The sequence below is a fragment of the Oceanicola sp. 22II-s10i genome, from assembly GCF_002210105.1.
Classification (GTDB): domain Bacteria; phylum Pseudomonadota; class Alphaproteobacteria; order Rhodobacterales; family Rhodobacteraceae; genus Pseudooceanicola.
Window position 1 is genome coordinate 109,534 of sequence record NZ_AQQU01000002.1, and the last position, 17,685, is coordinate 127,218.

Annotated in this window: 21 protein-coding genes; 10 read left to right on the forward strand and 11 right to left on the reverse strand. The window is 68.3% G+C overall.

Going from position 1 to position 17,685, the window contains the following annotated elements:
- Positions 1–53: 53 nt before the first annotated feature.
- A complete protein-coding gene (locus ATO6_RS08475) occupies positions 54–413 on the reverse strand; it encodes a helix-turn-helix domain-containing protein (RefSeq protein WP_088623558.1) in 360 nt (119 codons plus the stop codon).
- Between the two features lie 127 nt (positions 414–540).
- Here ATO6_RS08475 and ATO6_RS08480 point away from each other — a divergent pair, with 127 nt between their 5' ends.
- Together ATO6_RS08480 and ATO6_RS08485 are read left to right on the forward strand one after the other, a co-directional pair.
- Positions 541–1,383: an SDR family oxidoreductase gene (locus ATO6_RS08480; protein WP_088623559.1), complete on the forward strand. Its 843-nt coding sequence runs from the start codon at positions 541–543 to the stop codon at positions 1,381–1,383.
- A gap of 196 nt (positions 1,384–1,579) precedes the next feature.
- A complete protein-coding gene (locus ATO6_RS08485; protein WP_088623560.1) occupies positions 1,580–3,001 on the forward strand; it encodes a homospermidine synthase in 1,422 nt (473 codons plus the stop codon).
- Positions 3,002–3,049: 48 nt separating this feature from the next.
- Here the strand turns inward: ATO6_RS08485 and ATO6_RS08490 are convergent, their stop codons facing one another.
- The gene (locus ATO6_RS08490) at positions 3,050–3,808 is read right to left on the reverse strand and encodes an AraC family transcriptional regulator (protein ID WP_088623561.1); all 759 of its coding nucleotides are present in this window, start codon (positions 3,806–3,808) and stop codon (positions 3,050–3,052) included.
- Between the two features lie 12 nt (positions 3,809–3,820).
- A complete protein-coding gene (locus tag ATO6_RS08495) occupies positions 3,821–4,126 on the reverse strand; it encodes a putative quinol monooxygenase (RefSeq protein WP_088623562.1) in 306 nt (101 codons plus the stop codon).
- Between the two features lie 179 nt (positions 4,127–4,305).
- On the opposite strand from ATO6_RS08495, the gene hisC reads away from it, so the two are divergent.
- From hisC to ATO6_RS08520, 5 genes are all read left to right on the forward strand, one after another.
- Positions 4,306–5,391 carry a histidinol-phosphate transaminase gene (gene hisC, locus ATO6_RS08500; protein WP_088623563.1) on the forward strand — a complete coding sequence of 362 codons (1,086 nt, stop codon included), beginning with the start codon at positions 4,306–4,308 and terminating at the stop codon, positions 5,389–5,391.
- On the forward strand, positions 5,391–6,308 hold the full coding sequence (locus ATO6_RS08505; RefSeq protein ID WP_088623564.1) for a prephenate/arogenate dehydrogenase family protein: 918 nt from the start codon (positions 5,391–5,393) through the stop codon (positions 6,306–6,308). The genes hisC and ATO6_RS08505 overlap by 1 nt, the downstream gene beginning before the upstream one ends.
- Positions 6,305–7,573 (forward strand): extensin family protein, encoded by a 1,269-nt coding sequence (locus ATO6_RS08510; protein WP_369597062.1) that lies wholly within the window; start codon positions 6,305–6,307, stop codon positions 7,571–7,573. Before ATO6_RS08505 ends, ATO6_RS08510 begins: the two co-directional genes overlap by 4 nt.
- Before the next feature lie 247 nt (positions 7,574–7,820).
- Positions 7,821–9,005, forward strand: a complete 1,185-nt coding sequence (locus ATO6_RS08515) for an alpha-hydroxy acid oxidase (protein WP_088623565.1) — start codon at positions 7,821–7,823, stop codon at positions 9,003–9,005.
- A 90-nt stretch (positions 9,006–9,095) separates the two neighbouring features.
- Positions 9,096–9,563 carry a DUF4188 domain-containing protein gene (locus tag ATO6_RS08520; protein WP_088623566.1) on the forward strand — a complete coding sequence of 156 codons (468 nt, stop codon included), beginning with the start codon at positions 9,096–9,098 and terminating at the stop codon, positions 9,561–9,563.
- On the opposite strand, the gene ATO6_RS08525 is transcribed toward ATO6_RS08520, so the two are convergent.
- The 7 genes from ATO6_RS08525 to ATO6_RS08555 all read right to left on the reverse strand — a co-directional run bounded on the left by ATO6_RS08525 (position 9,560) and on the right by ATO6_RS08555 (position 13,019).
- Positions 9,560–10,225 (reverse strand): DUF2461 domain-containing protein, encoded by a 666-nt coding sequence (locus ATO6_RS08525; RefSeq protein WP_088623567.1) that lies wholly within the window; start codon positions 10,223–10,225, stop codon positions 9,560–9,562. The genes ATO6_RS08520 and ATO6_RS08525 overlap by 4 nt on opposite strands.
- Positions 10,210–11,079: an alpha/beta fold hydrolase gene (locus tag ATO6_RS08530; protein WP_088623568.1), complete on the reverse strand. Its 870-nt coding sequence runs from the start codon at positions 11,077–11,079 to the stop codon at positions 10,210–10,212. Before ATO6_RS08530 ends, ATO6_RS08525 begins: the two co-directional genes overlap by 16 nt.
- Positions 11,080–11,163: 84 nt before the next feature.
- Positions 11,164–11,403, reverse strand: a complete 240-nt coding sequence (locus ATO6_RS08535) for a hypothetical protein (RefSeq protein ID WP_088623569.1) — start codon at positions 11,401–11,403, stop codon at positions 11,164–11,166.
- A gap of 50 nt (positions 11,404–11,453) precedes the next feature.
- Positions 11,454–11,714: a DUF982 domain-containing protein gene (locus ATO6_RS08540; RefSeq protein WP_369597063.1), complete on the reverse strand. Its 261-nt coding sequence runs from the start codon at positions 11,712–11,714 to the stop codon at positions 11,454–11,456.
- Positions 11,715–11,819: 105 nt separating this feature from the next.
- A complete protein-coding gene (locus ATO6_RS08545) occupies positions 11,820–12,026 on the reverse strand; it encodes a cold-shock protein (protein ID WP_088623570.1) in 207 nt (68 codons plus the stop codon).
- Between the two features lie 229 nt (positions 12,027–12,255).
- Positions 12,256–12,681 (reverse strand): SRPBCC domain-containing protein, encoded by a 426-nt coding sequence (locus ATO6_RS08550; protein ID WP_088623571.1) that lies wholly within the window; start codon positions 12,679–12,681, stop codon positions 12,256–12,258.
- Entirely contained in the window at positions 12,678–13,019 is a 342-nt protein-coding gene (locus ATO6_RS08555; protein ID WP_088623572.1) for a helix-turn-helix transcriptional regulator, read from the reverse strand. Before ATO6_RS08555 ends, ATO6_RS08550 begins: the two co-directional genes overlap by 4 nt.
- A 153-nt stretch (positions 13,020–13,172) precedes the next feature.
- Between ATO6_RS08555 and ppk2 the strand changes: the two genes are divergently transcribed.
- Complete coding sequence (gene ppk2 / locus ATO6_RS08560) at positions 13,173–14,138, forward strand: polyphosphate kinase 2 (protein WP_088623573.1); 966 nt, start codon at positions 13,173–13,175, stop codon at positions 14,136–14,138.
- Between the two features lie 734 nt (positions 14,139–14,872).
- Here the strand turns inward: ppk2 and ATO6_RS08565 are convergent.
- Positions 14,873–15,841, reverse strand: a complete 969-nt coding sequence (locus ATO6_RS08565; protein ID WP_176440871.1) for a cyclase family protein — start codon at positions 15,839–15,841, stop codon at positions 14,873–14,875.
- A gap of 217 nt (positions 15,842–16,058) precedes the next feature.
- Between ATO6_RS08565 and ATO6_RS08570 the strand changes: the two genes are divergently transcribed.
- The gene (locus ATO6_RS08570) at positions 16,059–16,706 is read left to right on the forward strand and encodes a DUF1007 family protein (protein ID WP_254919098.1); all 648 of its coding nucleotides are present in this window, start codon (positions 16,059–16,061) and stop codon (positions 16,704–16,706) included.
- Positions 16,703–17,668: a nickel/cobalt transporter gene (locus ATO6_RS08575; RefSeq protein ID WP_088623575.1), complete on the forward strand. Its 966-nt coding sequence runs from the start codon at positions 16,703–16,705 to the stop codon at positions 17,666–17,668. Before ATO6_RS08570 ends, ATO6_RS08575 begins: the two co-directional genes overlap by 4 nt.
- Positions 17,669–17,685 lie beyond the last annotated feature (17 nt).

Genomic DNA, 17,685 nt, shown 5'->3' on the forward strand with positions numbered 1-17,685 from the left:
CCGTCCCGATCGGGGCGGCCCTTTTCGTTTGCGCTCAGGGTCTCGGCGGCCGCTCAGGCTTCGGCGGGTCCGGGCGCGAAGTCGGGCAGGCTGTGTTCGATCCAGTCGGCCAGGTGGCGCAGCCGCCGCGCCGCTTCCTCGCCCAGTGGGGTCAGGGTGTAATCCACGCGCGGCGGCACCTCGTTGTGGTCCTGCCGCCGGATCAGCCCGATGGCCACGAGGTTGCCGAGCGTTTCCGACAGCATCCGCTCGCTGATCCCGTCGATCCTGCGCCGGATCTCGGCAAAGCGCATCGTGCCGTCCTTAAGCGCCAGCAGCACCAGGAATCCCCAGCGACTCGTCAGTTGCCGCAGGACCAGACGCGACGGGCAATTCGCGGACATGACGTCCGGGGTCAGGGCATCTTCGGGCATCTGTGCGCTCCTGCAGAAGGGGGTATGCCGGGAAATCTTATGCTTACGAAAATGTAAGTTCTTACTTTTCGTAAGTAAAGGGTGCAGATCAGTCGCATCCAGAGATTATCACCTTAAGGAGACAGACATGACCATCGCAGTGACCGGAGCAACCGGACAACTCGGCCGACAGGTCGTCGGGAAACTGAAGCAGGCGGGTGTCGTACCCGTCGCACTGGCCCGCGATCCTTCGAAAGCCGCGGATCTGGGCGTCGAAACCCGACTGGCCGATTACGACCGGCCTGAGACCCTCACACCGGCGCTGGCCGGCGTGGACACCCTCCTGCTGATCTCGTCCAGCGAGGTCGGCAAGCGCGCGGCCCAGCACGCCGCCGTCATCGACGCGGCGGTCGCGGCGGGCGTGGGGCATATCGTCTATACCTCGATCCTCAACGCGCCGGACAACCCGATCTCGCTGGCCGCCGAACACCGGGCGACCGAGGCCGCGCTGGCCGCGTCCGGCCTGACCACCACCATCCTGCGCAACGGCTGGTATTCCGAGAACTACGCCGCAAGCCTCCCCGCCGCCGTCGCCAACGGCGCAGTCATCGGCAGCGCGGGCGAGGGCCTGATCTCGGGCGCCGCGCGTGAGGATTTCGCGGATGCGGCGGTGGCCGTGCTGACCGGGTCGGGACACGAGGGCAAGGTCTATGAACTGGCGGGCGACGCGGCCTTCCGGCTGTCCGACCTGGCGGCCGAGGCGAGCCTGCAGACCGGCAAGGACATCGGCTATGTCGACATGCCGGCGCAGGATTACGCGGCCGTGCTGGAAAAGATCGGTCTCGACGGCGGACTGGCCGCTGCCATCGCGGGCTGGGACGTGGACGCCGCCGGTGGTGCGCTCTACTCCTCCGACCGCACGCTCTCGACGCTGATCGGCCGCCCGACGACGCCGCTGCCGCAGGTCGTCAAGGCCGCTCTGGCCGCCTGAATCGTCCGAACCGGCGCCTTGACGGGCCCTCGCATCATGCGGGGGCCTTTCCGCGTCGGGGCACCCTACAAGGCCCCCGAAATCGCCTGCAAAGCGGGCCCGCGCGCTTTGCACTTGCAGCGAAAGCCGGGAATTGGCATGGACCCTGCCCGTGGCGGCATTAGTCTGTTCCACAATAGAAGGAGGCCGAAGTCCCATGACGCACCCTGTTTACGCCCGGATCGAAGGACCCGTGATCCTGATCGGCTTCGGTTCGATCGGCCGTGGCACGCTGCCGCTGATCGAGCGGCACTTCGATTTCGACCGCGAGAAACTCACGGTGATCGAGCCGAACCCGGCTCTGACCGACGAACTGAAGGCGCGGGTGCCAAATGTCGTGACCGAGGCACTGACCGAGGCGAACTATCGCGACATTCTTGGCGGGCTGTTCCAGGGCAGTGGCGGGTTCGTGGTGAACCTTAGCGTCGATACATCATCGCTCGACATCATGAAATTCTGCCGGGAAAACGGGGTGTTGTACATCGACACTGTCGTGGAGCCATGGGCCGGCTACTATTTCGGGACCGAAGACAACGCCGCGCGCACCAACTACGCGCTGCGCCAGGCGGTGCGGGACGAAAAGGCGGCCAATCCGGGGGGCACCACGGCGGTCAGCTGCTGCGGGGCCAATCCGGGCATGGTGTCGTGGTTCGTCAAGGAAGCTCTGCTTATGCTTCAACGGGATACGGGGCGCGGTGAAAGCGTGCCGGAGACCCGCGAGGGCTGGGCAAAGCTGATGCAGGACCTCGACGTCTGGGGCGTGCACATCGCCGAGCGGGACACGCAGGTCCGGCTGACTCCGCGCGAGCCGGGTCATTTCGTGAACACATGGTCGGTCGAGGGCTTCATCGCCGAGGGGTTTCAGCCCGCGGAACTGGGCTGGGGCAGCAAGGAGACGTGGCGGCCCGAGAATTCGCATTCACACTCAAAAGGTTGCATGGCCGGGATCTGGCTGGAGCAGCCGGGCGCGAACACCCGGATCAAGACATGGTGCCCGACGCCGGGTCCACAGTTCGGCTTCCTCGTGACCCATAACGAGGCGATTTCCATTGCCGATTACTACACCGTCGGCGCGCCCGATGCGCCCGATTACCGGCCGACCTGCCACTACGCCTATCACCCCTGCGACGACGCGGTGCTGAGCCTGCACGAGATGTTCGGCTCCAACCAGATCCAGGAGGTGCATCACATCCTCGACGTGGACGAGATCGAACCGGGCGGGATCGACGAGCTGGGTGTCCTGCTTTTCGGTCATGAAAAGAATGCCTTGTGGTACGGCTCTCGCCTGTCGAATGAAGAGACCAAGTCGCTCGCGCCGGATCAGAACGCGACCGGTCTGCAAGTGACCTCGGCCGTTCTCGCTGGGATGGTCTGGGCGCTGGAGAACCCGGAAGCCGGGATCGTCGAGACGGACGAGATGGACCACAAGCGGTGCCTGGAGGTGCAGCTGCCCTATCTCGGGCCGGTCGAGGGGCATTACACCGACTGGACGCCGCTGACGGACCGCCAGACCCAGTTTCCCGAGGATCTGGACGAGGCAAATCCCTGGGCATTCCGGAACGTTCTGGAGCGGCTTTAGATTCAAGAGCGACGTCGGCGTCACGTTGGCGCTTGGATTTACCTGATCTTAGAGGTCTTGCCTGAAGCTGCGTCGATATTCGGCGGGGCTCTGCCCCGTCATGTCGCGAAAGGCGGAGGTGAACGCGGACAGGGAGGCATAGCCGACGGCCAGGGCGACCTCGGTGATCGAGGCGTCGTTTTCGGCCAGCAGTTCGATCGCACGGATCATGCGCATGCGGCGGAGCGCGGCGCGCCACGGCATGCCGATCTCGGATGCGAACCGGCGGGCGAGAGTGCGCGGGGTCACGGCCAGCGTGGCGGCGAGGGCGTCGAAGCTGGGAGGATCCTCCAGCGCAACGGCGGTCAGCGCAAGGGCGCGGCGGATCATCGGGCTGTGCCCGGACGGCATGTGTGCGGGCGATGGCGCGCGGGCGAGATGCCAGACCTCCTGCGTGAGCGCGGCGAAAAGGGCATCTGATCGGGGATCTCCGGGCGCCTCCGGGTCCGTCCTGTCGCGGAGGGCTGTCAGCAGGGCGCGCGCCAGTGGCGAGATGTCGAAGACGGAGAGCGTGGCGGGCGGTTGCGGGGTGGCTTCGGGCGCGAAAAGGACCGAGAGCGCGGTCAATGGCTGTGGCAGTTCCACCGTGATCGCGTGATCCGCCGCGATCAGGGCGGCGCGGGCCGGGGGCAAGGACCACGTCCGTCCCTCCGCCTCCAGCCGCATGGCGCCCCGCGCCGCGTAGAGAAGGTAGTGCCGATCCATCCGGAACGGCTGCGGCGGAGCAGGCGCGAAATCGCGGTGGATGACGAAGGCGGGCGCGGACATAGGCGCAGGCTATCAGCCTGTCAGGGTCTCGTCGTCCTCCGCGATCAGCCGCAGCGAGACGGGCGCGCCGGTCATCAAGGGCCGGACCTCCGCGCCGATCCGGGCGAAGGCGGGCGAGGCGAGGTAGGCGGCCAGGCCCGACTTGTCCTGCCAGCGGTGCAGGACGGTGACACTGTCCTCGGCGGCGGCGGCGGTCAGGACGTCGAAGGACAGGTTGCCGGGCATCGCACGCGCCTCGGCGGCGTCACGGGCCAAGAGCGCGGTGGCGCGGGGCCGGTCGGCGGGGGCGACGGGAAAGGTGACGATGGCGATATACATGGGGTCCTCGTGGTTTGCACAGGAGGCAGAATGGCGCGGGCGGGACCTGTCGCGCTTGCGCCGGGCGGACGAAAACCGGCGCGGGGCGGACAATCCGGCGGCGTGCAGGGGGGTGGCACGGGCTATGGCCTAAGGCGGATCGCTTCGCTATGAGGGGGCAACACCTTGGGGAACCACAAATGTCTGACCAGATCGCGCCGCAGCCGGGCATCATGGACATCGCGCTCTACGTCTCGGGCGAGAGCGGTATCGCGGGCCGTTCCGACGTGCTCAAGCTGTCGTCGAACGAAAACCCCTATGGCTTCTCCGACCATGCGCGCGAGGCGTTTCAGCGCGCGGTCACGAACCTGCACCGCTATCCCAACACCGACCACGCCCCCCTGCGCCGGGCGATCGGCGAGATCCACGGGCTGGACCCGGACCGGATCATCTGCGGCGTCGGCTCGGACGAGGTGCTGCAGTTCATCGCGCAGGCCTACGCCGGGCCGGGGGACGAGGTGATCACCACGGCGCACGGCTTCTCGATGTACCCGATCCTCGCCCGCGCGGTCGGCGCCGTGCCGGTGACGGTGGACGAGACCGAGCGGCGGGTGGACGTGGACAAGATCCTCGCCGCCGTGACGGAGCGGACGCGGATCGTGTTCATCGCCAACCCCGCCAACCCGACGGGCACGATGGTGGACGAGGCGGACCTGTCGCGGCTGGCCACGGCGCTGGAGGGGCGCGCGTTTCTCGTGCATGACGGGGCCTATGCGGAATTCGTCGAGGGCTTCGACGGCGGGGCCGGTCTGGTCGAGGCGCATCCGAACGTCATCATGACGCGCACGTTTTCCAAGATTCACGGCCTCGGCGGGCTCCGTATCGGCTGGGGCTATGCGCGTCGCGAGGTGATCGATGTGCTGAACCGCCTGCGCCAGCCGTTCAACCTGTCCGAGCCGCAGATGGCCGCGGCCGAGGCGGCGGTCAGGGACGTCGCGTTCACGCGCCGGTGTCGGCAGGAAAACGCCCGCTGGCGGGACTGGTTGCGCAACGCTCTGGTGCAGATGGGCGTCGGGTGCGACGAAAGTCATGCGAATTTCGTGCTGGCACGGTTCGCGGATGCGGACGAGGCGGCGACGGTGGATGCCGCGCTCAAGGCTGAGGGGATCATCGTGCGCCGGGTCGGGGGCTATGGCTTTCCCGAGGCGTTGCGGATCACGGTGGGCGACGAATCCGCCTGCCGCCGCGTGATCCACGTGATCGGCCAGCAGAAGGGAGTGCGCTGATGGCGCAGGTTTACGGGCGTGTGGCCCTGATCGGGCTGGGGCTGATCGCGTCCTCGATGTTCTGGGCGATGAAGCGCGGCGGCGTCGCTGGCGAGGTGACGGGCTATGCGCGGTCCGAGGCCACGCGCGAGACGGCGCGCCGGATCGGGCTGTGCGACCGGGTTTTCGACAGCGCGGAAGAGGCCGTGGAGGGCGCCGATCTGGTGGTGCTCTGCGTGCCGGTCGGGGCCATGGGGCCGGTGGCCGAGGCGATCGCGCCGCATCTCAAGCCGGGGGCGACGGTGATCGACGTGGGGTCGGTCAAGCAGTCGGTGATCGACGCGGTCGGGCCGCATATCCCCGAGGGCGTGCATTTCGTGCCGACCCACCCGATGGCGGGGACCGAGCATTCGGGGCCCGAATCCGGCTTTGCCGAGCTCTTCGACAACCGCTGGTGCCTCGTGGTGCCGGGGGATGCGGACGAGGCGGCAGTCGCGGCGGTGGAGGCCTATTGGCAGGCGCTCGGCGCGAACACCGAGCGGATGGAGGTGGGGCACCACGATCTGGTCTGCGCGGTGGTCAGCCACGTGCCGCACCTGATCGCCTACACGATGGTGGGCGTGGCCGACGACCTGCGGCGCGTCTCGGACCAGGAGGTCATCAAGTTCTCGGCGGCGGGCTTCCGGGATTTCACCCGGATCGCGGCGTCGGACCCGACCATGTGGCGCGACGTGTTCCTGTCCAACAAGGACGCGGCGCTGGAGATCCTCGGGCGCTTCACCGAGGAACTGTTCGCGCTGCAGCGGGCGATCCGGACCGGGGACGGCGACCTGCTGTTCGACTATTTCACCCACACCCGCGCGATCCGGCGCGGGATCGTTCAGGCCGGGCAGGACACGGACAAGCCCGACTTCGGACGGATCGGGGGCCGCGCGTGACGCGGCTGGCCGCGATATTGGCGCTGGCGCTTGCAGCCGGGCCTGTCGCGGCCAAGGCGCCGGAACAGTCCCTGCGGCCCGTGGCGCGCGTGGCCACGGCTCCGGCCGTGACGCCAGACGCTGCGGAGTCCGATGTGGTCGAGGATGCCGGGTCCGAAGGGGCTGCGGCGGCGGTGGCGACGATCACGGTGCTGGAACTCACCGCGCGGGGCAGGGCCCTGTCGGACGTCGCGGCGGTGGAAAGCCTCGCCGGCACCGGGGCTGAGACGGCGCCGGACCCCGAGCCGGTGCCCGAGGCAGAACCCGATCCGATGCCTGAACCTGCGGTCGTCGTCACGGAAGGTGCGCCCCCGTTGCGGCCCGGTGCCCGCCCGGCTGTGCTGGCCGGGGCCGGGCAAAGCGGCGCGGAGTCCGGGCGCGGGGATGCCGTGCCGGAGTCTGACGCCGGGGTCAGGGAACAGGCCGGGCTGGACCGGTCGCTGCGCCCGGTGTCGCGGCCGCGCGATCTGGATGTCACGGCGGCACCTGCGCCCGCGCCTGCACCGGAACCCGCGCCGGCGGCAGAGCCGCGGGCCGCGGAGCCTGCCCGGCCGCAGACGGCGCGGGCCATCACCCCCGAAACGCTGGGGGTGAAGCCCGAGGCGGAGCCGAAGCCGCGCGGTCTGCTGGCCCTGCTGCGTCCGAAACAGCGTTCGCCCGCTGTGGACGACAAGGCCCGGCGACAGGGCGCGGCGCGGCGGCAGGGCTCGGTCTGCGGCGATCCGGAGATACAGGGCGTGGCGGTCGGCAAGGTGGCCGGCACGCTGAAGGGCTGCGGTGTGGTCGATGCGGTGCGGATCCAGTCGGTGGCCGGTATTGGCCTGTCGACGCATGCGGTGATGGATTGCAAGACCGCTCAGACGCTGCGGGCCTGGGTCGACTCGGGGCTCCGGCCCTCGGTCGGGCGCCATGGCGGCGGGGTGGCGCAGTTGCGGGTCGCCGCCCATTACGCCTGCCGCGGGCGCAACAACCAGAAGGGCGCGCGGATTTCCGAACACGGCAAGGGCCGCGCGATCGACATCTCGGCCTTCCGCCTGCGGGACGGGACCGAGATTTCGGTGCTGAAGGACTGGGGCAACGGGACCAAGGGCCAGATCCTGCGCAACCTCCACCGCACGGCCTGCGGGCCCTTCGGGACGGTTCTGGGGCCGAATTCGGACCGGTTCCACAAGGATCATTTCCATCTCGACACGGCACGGTATCGCAGCGGGTCCTACTGCCGCTAGGCGCTGACCTGCCGGGATTGCGCCGTCTGGCGACGTCGCGCGGGGAAGGGCTCCGCCCGGCCATCGAGGCCGGACGGTGCCCTGCCTCCGGCGGAGGTATTTGGAACCAGAAGAAGCGGGGGACCGGCGCGGGGCGGAGGGCACGCGCCACATCCTGAGCGATTGCGTGCCGGGGTTTGGCTGGGCCGGGCGGGTGCCACTAGCATCCGACGAGGCCAAAGGCTGGCCCGAAGTGGGAGCGCGCCCGATGACCAGACCACCCGACGCCCTGAACATCCACGAACTGCGCGAGATCGCGCGGCGGCGGCTGCCGCGCTGGCTGTTCGAGTTCGTCGACCGGGGGACCGAGGACGAGGTGGCGCTCAGGAACAACCGCGCGGCCTTCGAGCGGCTGAAGCTGGACACGCAGGTGCTGGTCGATGTCTCGGCCCGCGACCTGTCGACCGAGGTGCTGGGCCAGCGGCACCGGCTGCCGATCGGCATCGCGCCGACCGGGGCGGCGGGATTGTTGTGGTACAAGGGCGAGCTGGAGCTGGCGCGGGCGGCCAAGGCGGCGGGGATACCCTTCACGCTGGCGACCGGGTCGCTGACCAGCATGGAGGAGATCGCGCGGGACGTGGGCGGGACGCTGTGGTTCCAGCTCTACATCTGGTCGGACCTCGCGCTGTCGCTGAAGCTGGTGGAGCGGGCGAAGAACGCGGGCTTCGAGGCACTGGTGGTCACCGTCGACGGGCCGGTGCCGACGAACCGGGAATACAATGTCCGCAACGGGTTCGAGCTGCCCTTCCGCTACACCCGGCGCAACACCGCACAGGTGCTGCTGCACCCGCGCTGGTTCGCGGGCGTGCTGATGCGCTACGTCAGGGACGGCGGCCTGCCGACCCGCGCGAACTACCCCGAGGGCGAGACCGAGAGCATCACGCGGCCCACCACGACCTCGCGCGTGCGCAAGAACGACAGCGTGTCGTGGGAGGACCTCAAGCGCCTGCGCGAGATGTGGCCGGGCAAGCTGATGCTGAAGGGCGTGCTTACCGCCACGGACGCCGAGCGCGCGCTGGAGGCGGGCTGTGACGCGGTGATCGTGTCGAACCACGGGGGGCGGAACTTCGACAGTTCGATGGCGCCGATCACGGTCCTGCCCGAGATCGTGGACGCGGTCGGGTCGCGGACCACGGTCATCGTCGACAGCGCGTTCCGGCGGGGCAGCGACATCGTGAAGGGCCTGGCGCTCGGCGCGGACATGGTTCTGGTGGGGCGGCCGACGCTGTGGGGGATCACGGCAGGGGGCGAAGCCGGTGCGCGGCATGCGATCGGGATACTGGAGGCCGAGATGAGCCGGACGATCAGCTATCTCGGCTGCACCTCGGTCGACCAGCTGGCGCGTCACATGGTGCGGACGGTGGACACGCCGCATCTGCCCAGCCGGATGTGACCGGCCCGCGCGGCGCTTGATCGGTTCCCCGGTGCATGGTTTGCTTTCCGCCGACCTGCGTGGCGGGGTCGGCTGGAAGGGGGGAGCGCGATGGCGGTGATTGATGAACGCATGGCGGCGGAGATCGAGGGCGACTTCGTCGTCTTCCTGATCGGGATGCGGATCAACCGGATTTGGAAACCGGCGAAATGGCTGCCCGTGATGATGGCGATGCCGCGCATGCTGAACGAACTGGAACGTGCCCCGCGCGAGGAGACCGGGTTCCTGGGACACACGGGGATGTTCGGCACGATCGTGCAATACTGGCGGAGCTTCGAGCATCTGGAGCGCTACGCCCGGTCGCCCGAGGCGGCGCACTGGCCGGCCTGGGTCGACTTCAACCGCCGAATGAAAGGCTCGCGCGGTGATGTCGGGATCTGGCACGAGACCTTTCTCGTGAAGGCCGGGCAGTACGAGGCGGTCTATTCCGGGATGCCGCGGCAGGGGCTGGGCCGCGCAGGCGACCTGGTCCCGGCGACCGGCAACCGCGAGGACGCGCGCAAACGGCTGTCGGCCTAGGCCACGGCGGCGAGCCGGGTGCAGAGAGGTGCGAATTCCGCAAAGGCGGTGGCGAGCGTGGCCGGCAGGTCCGACACCGGCAGGTCGGCGTCCCGCCAGACGGTGAGCGATTTGCGTCGCAGGAGGTCGCCGCGCGGGTGGTCGCGGTCGTAGGGGGCGGGGACGCGGGCGCGCTCCGGTTCGGAGAGGTCGCAGCCCGCGGCGCGGAGCGCGGCGAGGGCGTCGGCAATCTCCGCGCCGTCGTCGCTGTCCACCAGCCTGCGCCACCGGTCGAGCGCCTTTTTCTCGAAACCCATCACCCCGGCACCGATCCGCACGTAATCGGGCGAGATGCCGAAGTAATAGCCGACCTCCGTTCCCGACGGCGCGTGCCAGAGCATGTGGCAATGGTCCTTGTAGGGCGTCCTGTCCGCCGAGAACCGGATGTCACGCTGCGGGCGGAAGAGCTTCTGGCTGACGCTGGTTCCCGTGATCCGTTCCAGTTCGGGCTGCATGGTTTCGAGCAGCAGCAGGGCGGGGCGGCGGATCGTCTCGTCGTATTCCGCCTTGTGCGCGGTGAACCAGTCGCGCGTGTTCTCTGCCCGGAGGCGGGTCAGGAAGGCGCGGGCCGAGGGGATGAAACCGGCGAAACTGTCGGCCATCGCGCCTACCGGTCGATCCATGAGAGGATGGTCCCGGCCACCTCCTGCGGTTTCTGATGCTCGATCCAGTGGTCGGCGTCGGGAAACTCCACTCGGGTCAGGTCATCGCACCAGTCCTCCAGCCCCTCGGTCGCCTCGGGCAGCAGCGCGGTGTCGCCCATGCCCCAGATCAGCAGGTGCGGAATGGTGACGCGGCGGGGGTCGGTTTTCGGATCGGCGTCCGGCTGCGGCCCGGCGCGGTCGCGCATCAGCTGCGAGGCGCGATACCAGTTCACCATCGCCTTCATCCGGCCGGGGCGGGACCATTCTTTGAAATACGCTTCGCGCTTTTCGGGCGTGAACCAGGCCATGTCCATCGTGTCGCCGAAGAGGACGAGCAGCTTTGCGAAGTCGTTCTCCATCAGCTTCTCGTCAGACCCCTCGCGCTGGAGCCATGAGATGTATTGCGAGGCCTGCGTCTGCGCACCGCCCTTCGCCAGCGCCCTGCGGAATGGCCCGGTGTGGACGCCGTTCAGGATGATCAGCCGGTCGAACAGCTCCGGATGCCGCTGCGCGAGGTTGTAGGCGACCGAGGCGCCCCAGTCGTGGCCGAGCAGCGTGGCGCGGCCGCCGAGGTCACCGACCAGCGCCACCATGTCGGACACCAGTTCCGGCACGGTGTAGTTCTCGACCCCCTCAGGGCACCAGCTCTGGCCATAGCCGCGCTGGTCGGGGGCGACACAGCGGAACCGGTGGGACAGGGCGCCGGCCAGTTCCTCCCACGCGCCGCCGTATTCGGGAAAGCCGTGCAGCATCAGCAGCGGCGGCAGCGACGGGTCGCCCCATTCGCGGATGTGGAAATCCTGTCCGTTCAGGCTGACGGTCCGTTCGCGCATCGTGGTCTCCTCCCGTTGCGAGAGGAGCCTAACGCGCCGGTGGCAGGGGGGAAACCGGTCTGTGCAGCGCGGCGCGGCGCGCCGTCACTTTGCCTTGGGCTTGCGGGTCTTCTTGGGCGCGGCCTCGGCCTCCGCCGTATCCGCAGCAGAGTCCTCGCGTTCCAGGCGCGCCTTGCGCAGGCGGGCGGTCTTGTTCTTGTGCTCCTCCTGCTCGGCGTCGACGATTTCCCAGGCGAGGCGGGTGGTCTTGTCCATCCGGTCGGTGGCGTTGTTCGCCGTCGGAACGGGCTGGGACAGGAGTGTTTCCTTGGTGGGGCGGACCATTGGGCAGACCTTTTCGGGGTTGTGCCCCGGAGGGCGGGGCTGGCGCGCCGTCAGGTCGCGGCGCTTGCGATGCGCGGTGCGAAACCGGCGCTGTCGGCGGCGAGGCGGAAGGCTTTGCGCGCAGACGTCACGGAGACGAGGCATTCCATTGCGGCCTCCACCTGGACGAGCGCCGTTTCACGCGCGCGGTCGGCCACCGGCCATTTCCGTTTCAGCCAGTGATGGGCCTGTTCGATGGTGGTGATCCGTTTGGTGTCGCCAGCATCGGAAAGGACGAGGGTCATCGAATGCCCCCAGTCGAGTTCGATCAAGTCATGTTCCAGTTCTGGGGTGTCAGCGCAGGCGCGCCCGGTGTCCGGGCGCGCCGGGAGGACGGGACGATCCCGTCCGTCCGGTCCCGCTGACCGTCCCTGGCCTTAGGCCAGGGCGAGGTTCGTTGCGGATTCGCGGCCGTCGCGGCCCGCTTCCACGTCGAAGGTCACGGCCTGGCCGTCTTCGAGCCGCTGAAGGCCCGCACGTTCGACTGCGGAGATGTGCACGAAGATGTCCTTCGAGCCATGTTCGGGAGCGATGAAGCCAAAGCCCTTCTGGGCGTTGAACCATTTCACGGTGCCATTAGCCATCGTGATGTTTCCTTTTATGAATGCCATCCACAGAACGCGATGGCCCGGCTCACTGTCGTCGTAAGATCAACTGGAGCCGCTAGGAAACAGAAGGTCGAAAGAAGAGGGTTCGCCCGACCTACATAGGGGCTGTGGAGGATTCTCACAAGGATCATCTCTGCCGGCCGGCCGGACCCCGCCCGGTGACGGGCGGGGCAGGGCGCGCGGAGGGGCCACGCGCCCGGTTCGGTCAGGCGAAGACCGCGTCCAGTTTTTCGAGTATCCCGGTCCAGCCCTGCTCGTGCCCGTTGCGCGATCCTTCGGACGGGAAGCGGTCGTGGACCAGCGTCACCAGCGTGCCCGCGCCGTCGCGCGCAAAGGTCAGCTCGACCACGCTGTCCGGCTCCGCATGGGGCGAGTTCCAGGTGAAGACCAGTCGCGAGGGCCTTGAGATTTCGCGATATTCGCCCCAGTGCGGGATCTCCTTGCCGTCCGATCCGACCATCAGGATGTCGAACCGGCCGCCGACGCGGGGGTCATTGGACACCCGCAGGGCGCGCTGCGCGCCGGGGCACATGAAGCGCTGCATGACCTGCGGATCGAGCCATGCGTCGAACACCTTGTCCGGCGCGGCGGGGATGGTGCGGGAAACCTTGAGAGCGAGTTCGAGGGTCATTCGTCCGTATCCTTGTTGATGATGTCGGCCAGGGCATCCAGCCGCAGATCCCAGGCCGACCGAAGCTGAGCGAACCATTCGTCGATCAGCCGCAGGGGCCCCATTTCCGGCGCGATGAGGTGCTCGCGCCAGTCCGTGTGGCGTGTAACGAGCCCGGCCCGTTCCAGCGCCTTGATGTGCTTGGAGACCGAGTTGAGGCTGATGTCGAACCGCGCGGCGAGCGTGGTGACGCGCAACGGACCCTCCTGCACGAGGATGGTCAGGATCTCGCGCCGGGTCGGGTCGGACGCCGCCTTGAGTATCTCCGTCAGTCTTTCTGTGTCTTCTCGTTCATCCATAAGGGTGAATAATCCGATTCTCGCGCTTCAGTCAACCACTTGGGTGAATGATCTTATGCCCAGCCTCTTGGCATGACCTTGCGACGGATCAAGGCGCGGGACGGGCGGGTGTGGGATACTGACGCAAACCAAAAACAGCCAAGGACAGTGCCCATGCCTCCCCAGGACCTCGCCGCACCCCTCACCGACGCCGCGACCGGCGCGGTCTCGGACACGCCGCCGCCCCCGGCCGCTGCGGCCCCGGACACCGCGACCCAGGCCCCGGCCACGGTCGACACCCTGCGCCGGGCGTTCGAGAACGGCGACTATCCCTACGAGGAACGCCTGTCCCGCCGCACCTACGAGCGGCAGAAGGCGCGGCTGCAGGCGGAACTGCTGAAGGTCCAGCTCTGGGCGCAGGAGACCGGGCAGAAGTTCGTCCTGCTGTTCGAGGGCCGCGACGCGGCGGGCAAGGGCGGCACGATCAAGCGCTTCACCGAACACCTGAACCCCCGCACCGCGCGCGTCGTCGCCCTGAACAAGCCGACCGAGCAGGAGAAGGGCCAGTGGTTCTTCCAGCGCTACATCGAACACCTGCCGACGGCGGGGGAAATCGTGCTCTACGACCGGTCATGGTACAACCGTGCCGGGGTGGAGCGGGTGATGGGGTTCTGCGAGCCGAACGACTATCTCGAATTCATGCGCCAGACGCCGGAACTTGAGCGGATGCTGACCCGGTCCGGCATCAGGCTCTACAAGTACTGGTTCTCGGTCACGCAGGCCGAACAGCGCGCCCGGTTCCTGTCGCGCGAAACCGACCCGCTGAAACAGTGGAAGCTCAGCCCGATCGACAAGGCCAGCCTCGACAAGTGGGATGACTACACCGAGGCGAAAGAGGCGATGTTCTTCTACACCGACACGGCCGATGCGCCCTGGACGGTCATCAAGTCCGACGACAAGAAACGCGCCCGGCTGAACTGCATGCTCCATTTCCTGGGCGGGCTCGACTATCCCGGCAAGGACCGCCGGCTGGTGCACGGGCCCGATCCGCTGATCGTCTCGACCGCGCAGCACGTGGTGCACAGCTCGGAACACATCCTCGGCACCGCGCTCCACCCCGACCAGCGCCGCACACGCTGACCCGGCGCGCCGGTCCCCTGCTTCTTCTGGTTCCAAATACCTCGGGGGAGGCGGCCGCAGGCCGACGGGGGCAGAGCCCCCAACCCGGCTGCCCGCCAGGCGCGCCGCGATGGATTGTCCCCGAAGCCCGAAGGCTCCGGGGACTGGAGGCTGGTCTTCGGTTGGGACGAGCGGACCGGGATGAGGCCCGCCCGTCCCCCGGCTGCGCTCCGTAGCCTCCTGCCGGATCGCCGCCGGATCGGGTGTCGCCGCCGGCTCACCGCCCCATCCGGGAGCCAGGCAGCGCAACGGTCGTGGCATCCTCCACCCGGCCGCTCAGACGGCCGGAACTGAGCGCGGTCCGTACATGACCGGTCCGGCCGGGGCCGGGTGCTGCAGAACTGGTGGTGGGACACTCCCCGATCCCTGCGGCTTTCTGGTTATGCTGCCGCTAGGTCTGGCGACTTTATGCTGTCGGATTCGCCCTTGTCACGACGCGCTGCAGCGAGAATCTGCAAAAAATGCAAATCAACGATTGCTTTTTTGATGCAGTCGTCAGGCGCGTGCTATCTACATCAAATCAGAACGAAATTTCTTTCCCGAGAAGGCGGATCGGTCTGTCCTGCCTTGCTCCGGCCCTTTCCCGGCACCGGATTCGCAGGCTGCCGCCCGGTCTCGCCCCGAGTGTCGACCTACCCGGAAAATGGAGCGGGCGGACGTCGGCCAGACCCGCCCGCTCCGCCGGTGCCGGTCTTCTAGCGGATCGCCACCGGATTGATGATCATCTGCACCGCGCCACGCACCTTGGCCTGGCCCAGCACGAACATGAATTCCGTCACCCCGTCGGCGGCCATCTCCTCGGTCACCATGTTCTCGAGGATGTAGATGCCGTTCTTGGCCAGCAGGATCTGGTGCACCTCGAAGACACCGACGCCTTCCTCGAAGGGCACGGCTTCCAGCCCCCAGGTGTCCGCGCCGATGGCGATCACGCCCTTCTCGACGAGGTATTCCGCCCCGGTCTTGCCCAGCCCCGGCTCGACCGAGCCGTAGCGTTTGGCGTCGCGGGTTTCCTCCTTGAGCAGGTCCAGCCAGCCGGAATGGAACAGCACCACGTCGCCGTCTCGGATCTCGACACCCTGCTGCTCTGCCGCGGCGGTGATGTCCTCGCGCGTGTAGGCGGTGCCTTCGTCGAGGATGTCCTTGCCGTAGAACTTGGCCATGTTCAGCAGGACACCGCGGGCGACGATCGGCGGGACCTTCTCGATGCCCAGCTTGGTCATCCCGTCACCCATGACGAAATCCTTGTCGTTGTGGCCGTTGTAGTAAACGTGATCCACCCCGATGTGCCCAAGCCCGTCGATCTGGCTGCCGATGCCGAGCCAGCCCATGAAGATGTCGTCGTTGTAGGTCGTGTTCGTCGGCCCGAGGCCGGGGCTGTTCACCTGGCCCGGCTGGAGAATCGCGATCGACATGGACCGCGGCGCAAAGGCGGGCACCGTGTTGTCCAGCGTCAGGCCCAGCGAATAGGTTTTGCCCTCGGTCACCAGCCCGGCGGCGGCCTTGGCCAGCTCCGGCGTCAGCTTGTTCGCCGCGCCGATTTCGTCATCCGGCCCGTAGGGGCTTTCGGTCCAGCTCATGTCGGCATGGCTGCCCGCAAGCGCGCCGCCGGTCGACAGGCATAGCGCGGCCAGTCCGGCCAGGGCCGGTTTCATCAACGTTTTCATGCAGTTCCTCCCGTTGTCGTGCGTCTTGTTGGGCAGGCGCACGATTTTGTGACCTTATGCCGCAGGTTCAGGTTGAGTCACGACGCGGTGCAGCATTCGACGCGCAGGTCGGCACGGGGGCGGATTCCCGCCTGACTCCGGTCATTCCGTGTGCAACCGGCGACAGGGGGGCATCCGACCGCTTTTCACGGCGTCGGCGCCCGGATAGAACCGGCGCATGCGCATGCTCCGCCGCCCCGTCCTGACCCTGTGTGCCACGGCGCTGTCGCTGGCGGCCCCCGTGGCGCTTGCGCATCCGCATATCTTCGTCGACACCGCGCTGTCGGTCCGGGTCGATGCCTCCGGCCTGCCGGTCGGCATCGAGGTGACGTGGAAATACGACGAGCTCTACTCGCTGCTGATCTTCGAGGACATGGGCCTCGACCCCGATTACGACGGCGTTCTGACCGCGCCGGAACTGGCCGAGATCCAGCGCTTCGACATGCACTGGATCGAAGGGTTCGAGGGCGATCTCTATGCCTCGGGTTCGGATGGCCGTCTGGCTTTCGGCCCGCCCGAACCCATCTCCACGACGGTCGACGGCGGGCGGATCGAAACCCGTCATTTCCGCCCCTTCGCCGCGACCGCCCCGCGCGAGTTGTCGATCCGGGCCTACGATCCGACCTTTTACACCGCCTATGACCTGACCGGGGGCGTCCATGCGCCCGCCGGCTGCACCGTGGCCATCGAAAAGGCCGATGTGGAGGCCGCGCAGGCGCGTCTGGCGAAGGAACTCGGCTCCGAAGCCGCCGATACCGACGATTTCCCCGAGGTGGGGGATGCCTTTGCCGATACCGTCACACTGACCTGCGAGGCGGGGTCATGAGCGATCACGCGCATCATCCCGCGCGCGCGGCCGGCCCCGGCGCGGTGCTGGCCGTCCTGCCGCTGCTGCTGGTCGCCGGTGCGGCGGTCTGGCTCTTCGGCTTCGGCGGCATGGCCCGCCTGTCGGTCTGGGCGGCCGAGGGCCAGCGCGAGGTGCAGAACGCCATGGCGGGCGGGCTGCGCGGGCTGAAGGCGGGGCAGGCGGGCGCGCTGTCGGCGCTGCTTGGCCTGTGCTTCGCCTACGGGTTCTTCCACGCGGCGGGGCCGGGCCATGGCAAAGTGCTGGTCGGCGGCATGGGTCTGGCCGGGCGCGGCACCGCGCTGCGGCTGGCGGTGCTGGCGCTGCTGTCCAGCCTCGGGCAGGGGCTGAGCGCGGTGCTGCTGGTCTGGCTTGGCTTCTGGCTGTTCGGCCTGACCCGGACCGAGATGACGGACGCCGCCGAGACGATGTTCGCCCCCGCCTCGTGGGGTGCGATCGCGCTGATCGGTCTGTGGCTGGTGCTGCGCGCGACCCGGCGGCTGTGGCGGCTGGCGCGTCCGGTGGCGCGGGGCCACGACCACGCGCATCATCATCACCACGACGACGCCGACTGCGACTGCGGCCACCGCCACGGACCGACGGCGGAGGAGGCCGCGCGGATTACCAGCCTGCGCGAAGGCGCGGCGCTGATCGCGGCCATCGCCATCCGCCCCTGCACCGGCGCGCTGTTCCTGCTGGTCATCACCCGCGGGATGGACATCTTTCCCGTCGGCATCGCGGGCACGATGGCGATGTCGCTGGGCACCGCGAGCGTGACGGTCGTCGTCGCCGTGCTGGCGGTCCTGCTGCGCGGTGCGGCGCTCGGTCGGTTCGGGCAGGCCGGTTCGGGCCGGGGCATCGCCCGCGCGGGCGCGCTGATCGAGGCGGGCGCGGGCCTGCTGATCGCCACCGTCGCCCTGTCGCTGCTGCTGCCGCTGGTCTGACGCGCAGAGCGGCGCGC